General features: G+C 36.4%; 14 protein-coding genes. 4 read left to right on the top strand and 10 right to left on the bottom strand.

The genetic code is table 11. The features are described from left to right. Nucleotides 1-2: 2 nt before the first annotated feature. Nucleotides 3-917 (bottom strand): CoA transferase subunit A, encoded by a 915-nt coding sequence (locus HWV59_RS07470; protein ID WP_175638480.1) that lies wholly within the window; start codon nucleotides 915-917, stop codon nucleotides 3-5. A 78-nt stretch (nucleotides 918-995) separates the two neighbouring features. Next, nucleotides 996-1,793, bottom strand: a complete 798-nt coding sequence (locus HWV59_RS07465) for an enoyl-CoA hydratase/isomerase family protein (RefSeq protein WP_102230011.1) — start codon at nucleotides 1,791-1,793, stop codon at nucleotides 996-998. A gap of 359 nt (nucleotides 1,794-2,152) precedes the next feature. Between HWV59_RS07465 and HWV59_RS07460 the strand changes: the two genes are divergently transcribed. Together HWV59_RS07460 and HWV59_RS07455 are read left to right on the top strand one after the other, a co-directional pair. Beyond that, on the top strand, nucleotides 2,153-3,145 hold the full coding sequence (locus tag HWV59_RS07460) for an NAD(P)/FAD-dependent oxidoreductase (protein WP_175638479.1): 993 nt from the start codon (nucleotides 2,153-2,155) through the stop codon (nucleotides 3,143-3,145). Nucleotides 3,146-3,172: 27 nt separating this feature from the next. Then, a complete protein-coding gene (locus tag HWV59_RS07455) occupies nucleotides 3,173-3,415 on the top strand; it encodes a ferredoxin (protein ID WP_102230009.1) in 243 nt (80 codons plus the stop codon). 231 nt (nucleotides 3,416-3,646) lie between these two features. Here the strand turns inward: HWV59_RS07455 and HWV59_RS07450 are convergent, their stop codons facing one another. The 6 genes from HWV59_RS07450 to HWV59_RS07425 form a co-directional block, all read right to left on the bottom strand. Then, nucleotides 3,647-3,853: a hypothetical protein gene (locus tag HWV59_RS07450; RefSeq protein WP_175638478.1), complete on the bottom strand. Its 207-nt coding sequence runs from the start codon at nucleotides 3,851-3,853 to the stop codon at nucleotides 3,647-3,649. 113 nt (nucleotides 3,854-3,966) lie between these two features. Continuing rightward, the gene (locus tag HWV59_RS07445) at nucleotides 3,967-4,659 is read right to left on the bottom strand and encodes an ABC transporter ATP-binding protein (RefSeq protein ID WP_102230008.1); all 693 of its coding nucleotides are present in this window, start codon (nucleotides 4,657-4,659) and stop codon (nucleotides 3,967-3,969) included. Next, nucleotides 4,653-5,423, bottom strand: a complete 771-nt coding sequence (locus HWV59_RS07440) for an ABC transporter ATP-binding protein (RefSeq protein ID WP_175638477.1) — start codon at nucleotides 5,421-5,423, stop codon at nucleotides 4,653-4,655. Before HWV59_RS07440 ends, HWV59_RS07445 begins: the two co-directional genes overlap by 7 nt. 26 nt (nucleotides 5,424-5,449) lie before the next feature. Beyond that, entirely contained in the window at nucleotides 5,450-6,424 is a 975-nt protein-coding gene (locus tag HWV59_RS07435; RefSeq protein ID WP_175638476.1) for a branched-chain amino acid ABC transporter permease, read from the bottom strand. Between the two features lies 1 nt (nucleotide 6,425). Continuing rightward, the gene (locus HWV59_RS07430; RefSeq protein WP_175638475.1) at nucleotides 6,426-7,292 is read right to left on the bottom strand and encodes a branched-chain amino acid ABC transporter permease; all 867 of its coding nucleotides are present in this window, start codon (nucleotides 7,290-7,292) and stop codon (nucleotides 6,426-6,428) included. A 24-nt stretch (nucleotides 7,293-7,316) separates the two neighbouring features. Continuing rightward, complete coding sequence (locus tag HWV59_RS07425) at nucleotides 7,317-8,546, bottom strand: ABC transporter substrate-binding protein (RefSeq protein WP_407941552.1); 1,230 nt, start codon at nucleotides 8,544-8,546, stop codon at nucleotides 7,317-7,319. A gap of 288 nt (nucleotides 8,547-8,834) precedes the next feature. Here HWV59_RS07425 and HWV59_RS07420 point away from each other — a divergent pair, with 288 nt between their 5' ends. Continuing rightward, complete coding sequence (locus HWV59_RS07420; RefSeq protein ID WP_175638474.1) at nucleotides 8,835-9,800, top strand: MBL fold metallo-hydrolase; 966 nt, start codon at nucleotides 8,835-8,837, stop codon at nucleotides 9,798-9,800. Between the two features lie 139 nt (nucleotides 9,801-9,939). Here the strand turns inward: HWV59_RS07420 and gnd are convergent, their stop codons facing one another. Together gnd and zwf are read right to left on the bottom strand one after the other, a co-directional pair. Further along, entirely contained in the window at nucleotides 9,940-10,839 is a 900-nt protein-coding gene (gnd, locus tag HWV59_RS07415; RefSeq protein ID WP_102230003.1) for a phosphogluconate dehydrogenase (NAD(+)-dependent, decarboxylating), read from the bottom strand. A gap of 28 nt (nucleotides 10,840-10,867) precedes the next feature. Further along, nucleotides 10,868-12,289 (bottom strand): glucose-6-phosphate dehydrogenase, encoded by a 1,422-nt coding sequence (gene zwf, locus HWV59_RS07410; protein WP_407941621.1) that lies wholly within the window; start codon nucleotides 12,287-12,289, stop codon nucleotides 10,868-10,870. Between the two features lie 377 nt (nucleotides 12,290-12,666). Between zwf and HWV59_RS07405 the strand changes: the two genes are divergently transcribed. Next, nucleotides 12,667-12,930, top strand: coding sequence for a MerR family transcriptional regulator (locus HWV59_RS07405; protein WP_235991686.1), 264 nt, complete (start codon nucleotides 12,667-12,669; stop codon nucleotides 12,928-12,930). The last annotated feature ends 61 nt before the right edge of the window (nucleotides 12,931-12,991 follow it).

The following is a 12,991-nucleotide window of genomic DNA, read 5'->3' as shown; positions in this document are numbered from 1 at the left end:
TTTTATTCAGAGGCATAATTAACCGGTGCGGCTAAATGCTGACTCTTCACTTTTAATGCTTCCATTCTTAATTGACCAACTATCTCTAAATAGTTTTCATGTGATTGAACGTCTTTTACCCACTTATTGATCCAATCAATAAATCCTTCTCTAGATTTTGTAAGAGTATGATACTCTTGGAAAAATTCGTGATCTCTACCATAATGACCTTGCATTGGAGAAGGATGGCAAAATGCCGGACAATGTACGACAGATGTCACTTTAAAGCCGGGCACAAATACTCGATTAGGATCACTTTCTATGACACTCGTATCCACAATTTCCTCAGCTAATAAAATAACCTTTTTACTTGCAAGTGCCGCATCCTGAGCTATCCCAAAATTCCCCCAAAGATGAGCGTTTCCATTTTTGTCTGCCCGTTGTACGCCAATAATCGCAACATCCGGGTTTAAGGCAGGAACATGGACCAGTTTTTCCCCGTTATACTCTTCCACCTTAAAGTGTTGATTACTTTCTAAAAGCCCTGTTCCTAAAAGAGTTTTCGCTGGTACATACGGTACCCCCATTGCACCGGCCAGTAGTGCCAATCCTATAGAAAAATTGCTATGATCCTCAATTTCTATTCGTAAAGGAATACTTTTTTCAATAGAACGACGATAATTATGACCAAGACCCGCACTTACATTTCCTGCCCATGCGGCAATTATTTTTTTCACTCTTCCGTCACCAATTAACATATCAAACAAAATATCTGAAATAGGAGCGATGACGGTTAGCTCACTTTTTTCCTGGCGAATGATTTCATGTGCAGCGGCAAAGGGAATCATTGGCTCCAAGCAAGCGCCTAATACAACGGAATCACCATGCTGAATATGCTCTTCAATTGATTCTTTCAAGGTTTGCAGCTTATTCCTCATAAATACTCACTTCCATTCTTTTATTCTTATGAAAACGGCGATATCGGTTTTCCGATATCGCCCACTCGTATCATTTGTTTACTGTCCAGACCAATTAGCACCGCGTTTTTCAATAAATGCGCTCAGCCCTTCTTGAGCATCTTGTGAACGGAATAATAGATTTTGCAGCTCGCCCTCATAACGAACAGCTACATTTAATGGCATTTCTTTTCCATTCATAATGGATAGTTTAATATTTGATGCTGCATATGTTGCACTGCTTGCAATTTTCTCTGCGTATTCTAATGTTTTTGCTCTTGTTTCAGCTTGAGGGAAAACACGGTCAACCAGCTGAATATCCAGAGCTTCCTGTGGTGTTAACGTTTCACCTGTTAAATTAAGATCCAACGCTTTCGAATGGCCAACTTGACGTGCAAGACGTTGTGTTCCGCCTGTGCCGGCTAATACACCTAGTGTAATTTCCGGTAAGCCGATTTTTCCTGCTTCATCTCCCATAAAGCGTAAGTCACAAGCAAGTGCCATTTCTAGTCCGCCGCCAACTGTATGTCCTTCTAAGCAGGCAATCCAAATTTGTGGAGAGCGGGCGATTTTATCAAGTGTTTCATTACAGAATAAGCAAAATTGTGTTTTAAAGCGAGGCTCTGCAGCTTTTAAAAAGTTAATATTCGCTCCGGCTGAGAAAAACTTCGGCATATCACTCATTAACACAGCAACTTTAATATCACTATCAAAGCGGATATCGTCGATTGCAGCATTTAATTCTCTGTAATAGTCAAGATCATAAGCATTTGTTTTGTTCACATGAATGTGTACTTCTGCAATTCCATTAGCCTTTTTAACTGTAAGCGTTTTCGTTTTAGATAGTGTGATTGACATGATAAAACCTCCCAAGTGTTATGTGTTTATTTCTTTCGTAACTAATTCATAATATACAGAATAGTTTTCCAACTTTCAAAGTTAATTAAAGGCTGTTTTCTTGGGGATTTACCATTTATTCTATCTTTTTCTCTATTATACTCTGAAATACTAATTATTTTACGAACGTTAAAAAAACATAATTTTAATTTAGTTTATACAGTCTCAGTCTTCTCATTTTTATTAAGAACAACATGCCTTTAAATATATAAGAAATAATTTCTTTATAGATTTCACATCTTGACAGATGATTGAGAATATTTTATATTACTTATAATTAACGAAGGTAAAATAAACGTAATGTAAATAGGAGGTATTCTATGTCACACCCATCTGTTCAGGAAATTACCATTATTGGAGGAGGGCCAACAGGGCTATTTGCTGCATTTTATGCTGGAATGAGAAACTCTTCTGTTAAGGTTATTGAAAGCTTACCTCAACTAGGAGGGCAATTATCTGCCCTTTATCCTGAAAAATATATTTACGATATAGCCGGATTCCCAAGAGTCCGTGCACAGGAATTAATTGACCGCCTCAAAGAACAAGCTCAACAATTCAACCCTGCCATCTGTCTTGACCAAATGGTTGAGAACTTAGAGATTATTGACGATGGTGTCATTCGACTCACTACAAATAAAGAAGCACATCTAACAAAAACGGTTATTCTCACAGCCGGTAACGGTGCCTTTCAACCTCGCAAACTTGAATTAGAAAATGCTGAAATCTATGAATCAAGCAATCTTCACTATTTTATCGACAATCTTGAAAAGTTCAGAAACAAAAAGGTTCTCATTTGTGGTGGGGGTGACTCTGCTGTTGATTGGTCCTTAATGCTGGAACCTATTGCCGCTCAAGTAACTCTTGTTCACCGACGTGATAAGTTTCGTGCTCATGAATCAAGCGTTACTAATCTAATGAAAAGTAATGTTGTGATAAAAACCCCGTTCATTCCTGTTGGCCTTAATGGAGATGGAGAGACAATACATTCTGTTAAACTGGAACACTCAAAAGATGGAACGGAAGAAATAGTGGATGTAGATGATGTCATTATTAACTACGGGTTTCTATCATCACTTGGTCCAATGAAAAACTGGGGGCTAACAATTGAAAAAAACTCTGTTGTTGTAAACTCGAAAATGGAAACCAATATTCCGGGGGTTTATGCAGCCGGAGACATCTGTACGTACGATGGAAAAGTCAAGCTAATCGCTACGGGATTTGGTGAAGCTCCAACTGCAGTTAATAATGCAAAGGCCTATATTGACCCAAAAGCTAAAGTACAACCGCTTCATAGTACGAGTATATTTGCGTAATCTATCATTTAATTGGAGGCGACTTTGATGGCTAAGTATACAATGGTTGATAAAGAAACATGCATTGCATGTGGAGCATGCGGGGCTACTGCTCCTGATCTTTTTGATTATGATGATGAAGGAATTGCTGAGGCAATATTAGATAATAACCAAGGAGTCACAGCTGTTAGTGAAGACTTTGAAGATGATTTAATCGATGCAGAAGAAGGGTGTCCAACTGAATCGATTAAAGTTTCTAATCAACCGTTTCATACACATGCGGAAGTATAAACTTAATTTAGAAAAGCAGGGGTGAAATGATCTCCCTGCTTTTTAATTACTCCTAATGTCAATTAGAGAATTAATAATGATTTATAATGATGGACGCTTCTATCTTTTTTTGTTTTCGAAATGTCCTTCATCAGTCCTATGAAGGACATTCCTCTACCTTTTTAACTTTGTTGTGTCTTTCATGAGCCCAATGAAGAACATTCCTCTCCTTTTCTGACTTCTTTTTGTCCTTCATTCAATGAAAAGACATTTCTCTTCCTTTTTGTCTCTGCTTTGTCTTTCATAAGCCTTCTGAAGAATATTTCTCTTTATTTTTGACTTTGTTTTGTCCTTCATAAGCCCCATGAAAGACATTCCTCTTCCTTCTGACTTTGTTTTGTCCTTCATTAGCCCCATGAAAGACATTCCTCTTCCTTCTGAATTTGTTTTGTCCTTCATGTGACCGATGAAGGACATCCCTCTACCCTTTCTATCTCTGTTTTGTCCTTCATGAGCTCAATGAACACCAAGAGGACGAAAAAAATGGCCAGCAATATCTGGCCATTTTCAACTTACGAACTTAACGATAAATATTTATTTTTAACCCCTGAATCAAATTCCTTTGGTGTTCCCTCAAACACAATAGATCCCTTATTTAAAATGTATACATAATCGGCTAAATCCATTGCCATGGCTAAATTCTGCTCAACAAGCAGCATCGACATGCCATTATCTTTTAACTCCCTAATGATTCTAATCACTTCCCTAACCATTAAAGGTGAAAGGCCTTCTGATGGCTCATCTAGTAAGAGAAGCTCCGGATTTGTCATAAGAGCTCTTCCAATTGAAAGCATTTGCTGCTCTCCTCCGCTAAGTGTTCCTCCCATTGATGTTTCTCTTTCTTTTAGTCTTGGAAACATCTCATAAATTTTATTCAAATCCCATCCATTATTGATTGGTCGATAGGTCGTTAATAAATTTTCTTTTACTGTTAAATCACTAAAAATCCTCCTTCCCTGAGGCACAATTCCAATTCCATGTTTCGAAACTTGATAGCTTGGCTTTCCGTTTATTTCTGTATTTTTTATTAATACCTTCCCGCTTTTGGGTGGTACAATCCCCATTATGGAGTGAAGTGTTGTTGTTTTTCCCATCCCGTTACGGCCAAGAAGAACAGAAACTGAACCTTTTTTCACTTTTAAAGAAACATCGTGAAGAATATGGCTTTCTCCATAGTAAGTGTGGAGATTTTGAACATCTAACATTTGACTTCATCTCCGCTTCCGATATAGATTTTGTTCACTTTCTCATCTTTTTTTACGACCTCAGGTGGGCCATCTATTAAAATCTCACCTTCAAATAATACGATCATACGATCAGCCAAACCAAACACGATTTCAAGATCATGTTCAATAATCATGACGGTTAAATCTTTTGGGAGTTTATAAAGTAGATCGACAATGTGATTTGTTTCTGACTGAGACATTCCGGCTGTTGGTTCATCGAGTAATAGAATGGTAGGTTCTGTGGCAACACCAAGCAGTATTTCAATTTGTCTTTGCTCACCATATGATAGATTTTTTACAATCGCATTTCGTTGATGAAATAAGCCCCATTTTTCAAGCAGTTCATCGGCCTTTGTATAAAGGTCACGATATTGTTTTGCTCCTCTCTGCTTGAACCATACATGACCAATTCCATTCTTCCTCTGCAATACAAGAAGCAAATTGTCAATTACAGACAACTCATTTAAAAGATTATTTTTTTGGAACGTTCGAACAATCCCATTTCGAGCACGTTTATAATTTGGTTGTTTTGAAATATTTGCTTTTCCGTAATAGATTTCTCCGAAACTTGGCTCCAAATCTCCTGTTAACAAATTAAAAAACGTCGTTTTACCAGCACCATTCGGTCCGATGATCCCTATTCTTTCCCCTTTTTCTACTTCCAAAGAGATATTTTTTAAAATGTGTAAGCCACCAAAACTTTTACCTATCCCACTAATCGTTAAGATTTTGTCTTCAACCAAGCAACTCACCTCTTATTTTATTGACATTAAGTAGCATGAGATTTTTTTTGTTCATAAGCTTGTTTTTTCCTGGTTTTGATAGAAATGAGCATACGTTCTCCAATACCAACGATTCCTTTCGGGAAAAAGATGACGAAAATAATAAACACGGAACCAACAATGAGCATCCATGAATTTGTGTACGAACTAATTAAGGTTTCAAGGGTAACGAACAAGGCTGCACCCAACACAGGGCCGGTCATCGTTCCTGCTCCTCCAATCAAAACCATAATAAGCGCAGCACCGGACATCGTCCAATATACATCACTAGGTGCAACAAACCCGTTAAAATATGTGTACAAAGATCCTGCGATTCCTCCGAAGCTTCCGGCAATTAAAAACGCTGCGTATTTATAAAGGGATGTGTTATACCCCATTGACTTTATTCTTGTTTCGTTTTCACGAATCCCAATTAGCACTTGGCCAAAAGGTGACCTCATGACAAGCCTTAATGCAAAATACGTGAGTAAAAAGATTAGCAAAATGAGATAGAAGATATAGACTGGATTGGAAAATTGGAATGCACCTAGCACAGCTTTTGGAATACCTGATAATCCGTTAGACCCTCCGGTCAGGTTTGTAGATTGATAGATATAGGAATAAATCATTTGAGAGAAAGCTAATGTTAACATTAAGAAGTAAAACCCGCTTACTTTTAAACAAAACATCCCAATAACTGCAGCTACAAGAACAGATATCAGAACAGCTAAGCCTACTGTCATGATTAAATTACTAGTAAGATTCTTTGCAACTAGCCCGGCAGTATAAGCACCAACTCCAAAAAAAGCTGCATGACCTAATGAAACAAGTCCTGTATAGCCAACCAATACATTTAAACTCAACGCAAAAATCGCAAAAATTAGTATCTCAGATAGCAAATTCAAATGAAAGAGCGACAAGAAAAAAGGGGTCAGGCATAAAAAAATAATAATAATTAGGTATTTTGCAAATGTTTTTTTCATGTTAAGCGACCTTCTTTCCAAATAATCCGTTTGGCTTAACAACAAGAATGACCACCATTAATCCGAATATAAGGAACATGCTGAGATCAGGGAACACAAATCGACTAAATGTTTCAAATACTCCTACAAGCAGGCCGGCCACTAATGTTCCTGCTATTGAACCAAGTCCCCCAATAACAAGCACAACAAGGGCAAGTATTAATGTTTGGAATTCCATACTAGGATAAATTCCGAGGATTGGACCTGCAATAACACCACCAAAACCAGCTAGAAGTCCACCAATGACAAAGACAATAGTAAATACAAGTGTAATATTTACTCCAAGGGCACTAACCATTTCTTTATCATTCAAACCCGCTCGAATAATGGCCCCCCATCTTGTTTTTGCTTGGATAAACCATAATAATGCCGCAATAATAATCCCAATCACAATAACCACAATTCGATATACTGGGAAAACTTGACCAAATATAGAGATGGAGCCTGAAAAAACAGAAGGAACTTTAATTGTAAGAACATTAGATCCCCAAATATGTGATGCGATGTCATGAAAAACATAAGCTAGGCCGAATGTAAGCAATACTTGAGATAAATGGCCTAATTTGTAGGTAGGGCGGAGCAAGACAAGCTCCACCACTAACGCTAACAACGCTACACATATCGGGGCAATTAGTAATGCTATCCAAAAGCTTTGGGTATATGTTGCGGTTAGTGAATAAGCGATGTAGGCACCGAACATATACATTGAACCATGTGCTAAATTTAAAACTCCCAAAATCCCAAAGACAAGTGATAATCCACATGTGATGACAAATAGAAGCAGACCATATGACACACCATTTACTAATTGCGCTCCGATTAAATCCATCTCAAAACTCCTTTCTTATCATCATTACTTGCCAGGATCCTGAACTTTTTCAATCGTATCAATGATTTTGTTCTCTGTTTTCCCTTCAGAAATGATCGTTTCAGAAATGTACATGTCTTGAATGACATGATGTGTTTCTTTATCAAAGGAAATGGTACCTCTTGGACTTGTAAACGAAACATTGGCCATAGCCTCCACAAACTTATCTGAATCTGAAACATCTCCTTTAGTAGTAGCAAGTGCTTCAGCGATGATTCGTGCAGCATCATAGCCTTCTAACGATTCAATTGTTGGTCTTCTGTTATAAGCTTCTTCGTACGCTTTAACAAACGCTTGATTTTCCTCAGTTTCTAAACTGTAATCCCAGAATGTTGACGCGTAAGTACCTTCTGCAGCGTTCCCAATCGTTTCACGTAAATCTTCAGCCACTAACCATCCAGAACCAACAAGCTTGTATTTTTCTTTTAATCCAAACTGCTCATACTGTTGAACGAATCGTACAGCATCACTACCGGCAAAAAATGCATAAACACCATCTGCTTCCACTCCACCAATTGTGGTTAAATAAGAAGAATAGTCATTATTCCCAAGAGGTGGATACACTTCACCAACAATTTCTCCGCCTGCATTTGTATAAGCCTCAATAAATGCTTGTGAAACTTCCCTTCCAAATGCATAATCAGCAGCTGCAATGTATATTTTATCTCCTACATTTTCAAACGCCCATTCACCCATAGAGTGACCTATTTGCCATGATGAAAAGGATGATCTCCAAATATAATCACTGCGTTTTGCTCTAGTTAAATCATTTCCTCCTGCATGTGAAGTAAGATATGGCAATTTCTTGGAATCAACTTCATCACGAATTGCATAAGCAACAGCCGTACTGACTGATCCATTTAAAATATCAATATCATCCTGATCCATAAGTTTACGTAGTTTTCGTAAAGCAACCTGGGGATCTGCCTCTGTATCTTCCTCAATTAATTCAATCTTTTTTCCCTCTACTTCCCAATCAATACTGTCAAAATACAACTTCATTCCATCTGATAAATCTTTCCCAAGAGAAGCGTAAACACCAGAAAACGGAAGAATTGAACCAATCTTAATCGTTTCGTTGCTATCACCTTGTTGAGAGGATTCATTTTCTTCTTCATTTGTACTTGTATTAATGGCACTGTTTCCACAAGCAGCTAGTAAGGTTAAAACCAAGATGAAACTGAACATTTTACCTAATCTTTTCTTCACATTCATCCACCCCTTTACAGTCTTTAGTAACCGCTTACAAAAATACCTATCCTCCTTTTTAAGTATTCTAACTATTAGAATATATCCGAAAGCACTATTAATCAATATCTTTTTTAAACTTTCGTAAATAAAATATTATATAAATTTTTGTAAAATAAAGAAAAACCCATATAAAAAAGACTTTTTCACCATTAATTCATTATATAAATAATTTCTTCGTAAATATTACATTATATAATATATTTAATATAAACTGGTTTTGTAGTACTATTGTTATAAGGAGAGGTGGTATATATGAACATGAATAGCAATTATGAAATTTTTCCGGTTATTGTTCCCACACAATCAAGTTTAAGAAGTATTAATTTTTACATTGTGAAATCTGAAGATTCTCTTTCTTTAATTGATGCAGGGCTTAATAACGAGGGTTGTTTCAATGCATTAAATAAACAGTTAAATGAAATGGGATGTTCTATTTCAGATTTAACTGACATTATTTTAACTCACCATCATATTGACCATGTCGGCTTGGTGAATCGTATTTTTACGGAACAACAAATTCCAGTTTACACACACCCTTTGTCTATTCCCCGCTTAACAAGAGAAAACTCCTTTCTTGAAATGAGAGTTGAATTTTTCTCCACTCTATATTCACAAATGGGCTGTGGAGAAATGGGAAATAAACAAGTTCATTATTTAAAAGAAAGCATAGTAAAAAACAGGGATCATGCGATAACAGCAGCTCTTACACCATTGGAAGATTCTAAGCTTCATCACTTTGATATTATTCACACCCCAGGTCATGCCCCTGATCAAATCGCCCTTTATCATTTAACAAACAAATGGTTACTGTCTGGTGATTTATTGATCAGCCATATTTCCAGCAATGCATTAGTTGAACCTGACCCATATGGAAAAAGGATACATACTCTTGTTGAACATATTGATTCTTTAATGAAATGTCGGTCCTTACAGCTTGACCTTGTTTTCCCGGGACATGGTGAGGTGATTGATAAACCGGAGGATCTCATTCAAAAACGACTTGATAGAATTGAAGAAAAGGCGGAAAGATTGAAGAGTTTCATTAATGAAGGATTTAATACAGGAAGTGCTATTGCCCAACACTATTATAAAAACAACTATGAAAAGCAGTTTTCTCTCGTTATGTCAGAGATTATTGGGTTTTTAGATTACTTAGAGGGTAAGAGGGAGATTACGAAGGGCTTGGTTGAAGGGGTTTGGAGGTATTCGGTTTTATAGTTTTTTTCCTTTGTGTAAAAGGCAACATTTAATATGGAATGTTGCCTTTTATACTTTGACTTTTTCAGCATTAATTTGTTGTTTTTAATGCAGTTAAGGTGAAATTTAGTTCGTTCCATTATGCTCCAGAAACTATAGACTATAGTTTTACTTTTTCCACCGCATGCCCGCCAAACTCATTTCTTAGCGCTGATACCACTTTTCCAGTGAACGTATCCGTACTTAATGAGCGGTAACGCATTAAAAGCGCCAATGCAATAACAGGTGTAGCTGTTTGTAAATCAAGCGCTGCTTCTACTGTCCATTTCCCTTCACCGGATGAGTTCATCACCCCATTAATTTCTTCCAAATTAGAATCTTTAGAGAACGCTCTTTCTGTTAATTCCATCAGCCATGAACGAATAACAGATCCGTGGTTCCATACTCTCGCAACTTGTTCATAATCGTATTGAAATTCACTTTTATCTAGTATTTCAAATCCTTCACCAATCGCTGCCATCATGCCGTATTCAATTCCATTGTGAATCATTTTAAGGTAGTGACCGCTTCCTGCCTTACCAGTATAAAGACAGCCATTTTCAACAGATGTGTCTTCAAAAAGCTCTTTTACGATTCTCCAAGCTTCATGGTCACCCCCGACCATATAGCAGGCTCCATTTCTAGCACCCTCCATACCGCCTGATGTACCAACATCCATAAACCGTATACCCATTTCTTTTAAACGATAATATCTTGTAATGGATTCTTTATAGTGTGAGTTTCCGGCATCTATCACAATATCATTACTGTCTAAAAGAGAAGTTAATTCATAAATAACAGTATCAACAACTGAATGTGGAACCATTAGCCACAAAACTCTGGGCTTTTCTAATGATTGAACAAGATCTTTTAAATGGTGATACCCTTCAGCCCCATCTTTCACGATCTCTTTAACTGCTTCTCTATTAAGGTCATAAACTGAAATCTGGTGACCTGAATCTAACAAATTTCTACCTAAATTCAACCCCATCTTGCCTAGTCCGATTAGTCCAATTTTCATATGTAGCCTCCTAAAAAGTTTAGATCGTTTACCACCAATTAAACCCATCCTCTTGTATCAAATGAGTAGATTCTATAGGTCCTAACGAACCGGATTTATAAAAATAAAGAGGTGCTTTATTTTCTTTAAATGCTTCTAATACAGGTTGAACCCACTCCCAAGATAATTCGACTTCCCGCCAATGAGCAAAGAATGTGGCGTCACCTTTTAATGCATCAAATAGTAAAAGTTCGTAAGCTTCAGGTACAGATTGTTGGTTATTATAGTAATGAACTTTTACTGGTTCAATTTCCCCGTTAAATGGGTTTTTCATATTTAACTTTAATGATATAGACTCATTTGGATTTATTGAGATCACCATACAGTTTGGTAATTTAGCCGTATCATTATTTTTAAATTCAATGACGATTTTAGTAGACTTTTCCTTCATTCTTTTACCAGTTCGTATATAAAAAGGTACACCTTTCCACATCTCATTATCAATCCATACACGTGCGGCAATATACGTGTCATTAACGGAGTTAGAAGCTACTCCACGCTCATCACGATAACCAATTACCTTTTCCCCTGCTATTTCACCAGATTGATATTGCCCTCTGATCACATTACCTTTTACTTCATCTTTTTCTAAAAAGCGGAGCGACTCCATAATCTTTATTTTTTCATTCCTAATGACTTCAGGACTACTATTTTCCGGTAAATTCATACTCGTCATCATTAGTAGTTGCAGTAAATGGTTTTGCAGCATATCTCTAATTGCCCCTGCATGATCGTAATATCCCGCTCGATCTTCCACACCAACTGTTTCACTTGCAGTAATTTGTATATTGGATACATTTTGGTTATTCCAAAGTGCCCGAATAATAGGATTTGCAAATTTTAATGCTTCAAGGTTTTGCACCATCGGTTTTCCTAAATAATGGTCTATTCGGAAAATTTCATGTTCCATAAAACTTTTTGTTAATTTTTCATTTAATTGTCGGGCAGATTCTAAGTCATGGCCGAACGGCTTTTCTATAATAAGACGTTTCCATCCCGTTGTATGACCTAGTCCACTGTTCTTAATATTTAAAGAAATATCATCGATTAATTCCGGAGCAACAGACAAATAGAACATTCTGTTTTCAGGTATTCCATGTTTTTCTTCAAAATCTTTCACTGTTTCTAATAAATCGAGGTAATCAGAATTCTTTTTTGCATCGAAGGTAACATAGGAAAAAGACTGAAGAAAATCTTTGATATCAACATTGTCATTTCGCGTTTCTCTTGAAAATGTTTTGATGGATTCAATCACATGTTTCTGAAACATAGCTGTGGACCAATCACTCCTCCCTAAACCTATCACTCTAAAAGTCTTCGGGAATTTTTCATGAATAAATAAGTTGTATAGTGCCGGGAAAATTTTTCTTTTCGCTAAATCTCCTGATGCACCAAACAAAATAAATGTCATGGGGTCTAACTGAGTAGATACATTAACATGCGATAAATCTTCAGGACTATCCTTACGGAATACAGCTAAGCTACTCATCATTTTCCTCCTTCATCTCTTTTCTTACTTGCTAACTAATTATGGAGTCAGTATAACTTGAGTTGTAAATTTAAGTAAGTACGCACTTTTATTTCATTAAGTGTCAAAAACCATACCATGTATACTAAGGAAAAAATGAAATAAGTGAAGAACTTATATTTTTTGTAACCTTTACTAACAAGTATCTTTCAAATCCAAAATTTACATGTAAAAATGAAACCACTTTAAACAATATCAACTAGAAGAAGATTAATAGGGAAGCAGATAATTGATTTTCGAAACGAAATGAGGTGAAAAAAGTGGAGGAAAACAAACTGTCATTTGAATCAAAGAAAATCATGACAATGGGTACTGTCAAGGAAATGACAGGTCTTTCAGAGCGACAAATAAGATACTATGAAGAGAAAAAACTAGTATTTCCAGAACGATCATCATCAGGTACACGAAAATATTCTTTGTCAGATATAAAACTATTAATTAACATTGCAGAGCAAATACGAAAGGGAATCCATACAGATATGATTCGAGATCAAATACATGGAGAAAATCTTTCAATCACTTAAGATCATTTTTTTAAAAAGATGTTACATTTCATAACATCTTTTTTAAAATTATCCCAATATT

Source organism: Metabacillus schmidteae (assembly GCF_903166545.1).
Taxonomy (GTDB): Bacteria; Bacillota; Bacilli; order Bacillales; family Bacillaceae; genus Metabacillus; species Metabacillus schmidteae.
The sequence above is the reverse complement of the archived record's forward strand: the minus strand, read 5'-3'. Positions and strand labels throughout refer to the sequence as shown.

What these genes read in the sequence shown, in the direction of transcription:
- HWV59_RS07450 (WP_175638478.1), bottom strand. Translation starts at nt 3,853, where the DNA reads ATGAAGGACAAAACAAATTCAGAAGGAAGAGGAATGTCTTTCATGGGG.
- HWV59_RS07455 (WP_102230009.1), top strand. Translation starts at nt 3,173, where the DNA reads ATGGCTAAGTATACAATGGTTGATAAAGAAACATGCATTGCATGTGGA.
- HWV59_RS07425 (WP_407941552.1), bottom strand. Translation starts at nt 8,546, where the DNA reads ATGAATGTGAAGAAAAGATTAGGTAAAATGTTCAGTTTCATCTTGGTT.
- HWV59_RS07470 (WP_175638480.1), bottom strand. Translation starts at nt 917, where the DNA reads ATGAGGAATAAGCTGCAAACCTTGAAAGAATCAATTGAAGAGCATATT.
- HWV59_RS07445 (WP_102230008.1), bottom strand. Translation starts at nt 4,659, where the DNA reads ATGTTAGATGTTCAAAATCTCCACACTTACTATGGAGAAAGCCATATT.
- HWV59_RS07460 (WP_175638479.1), top strand. Translation starts at nt 2,153, where the DNA reads ATGTCACACCCATCTGTTCAGGAAATTACCATTATTGGAGGAGGGCCA.
- HWV59_RS07430 (WP_175638475.1), bottom strand. Translation starts at nt 7,292, where the DNA reads ATGGATTTAATCGGAGCGCAATTAGTAAATGGTGTGTCATATGGTCTG.
- HWV59_RS07420 (WP_175638474.1), top strand. Translation starts at nt 8,835, where the DNA reads ATGAACATGAATAGCAATTATGAAATTTTTCCGGTTATTGTTCCCACA.
- HWV59_RS07435 (WP_175638476.1), bottom strand. Translation starts at nt 6,424, where the DNA reads ATGAAAAAAACATTTGCAAAATACCTAATTATTATTATTTTTTTATGC.
- gnd (WP_102230003.1), bottom strand. Translation starts at nt 10,839, where the DNA reads ATGAAAATTGGACTAATCGGACTAGGCAAGATGGGGTTGAATTTAGGT.
- zwf (WP_407941621.1), bottom strand. Translation starts at nt 12,289, where the DNA reads ATGACATTTATTTTGTTTGGTGCATCAGGAGATTTAGCGAAAAGAAAA.
- HWV59_RS07465 (WP_102230011.1), bottom strand. Translation starts at nt 1,793, where the DNA reads ATGTCAATCACACTATCTAAAACGAAAACGCTTACAGTTAAAAAGGCT.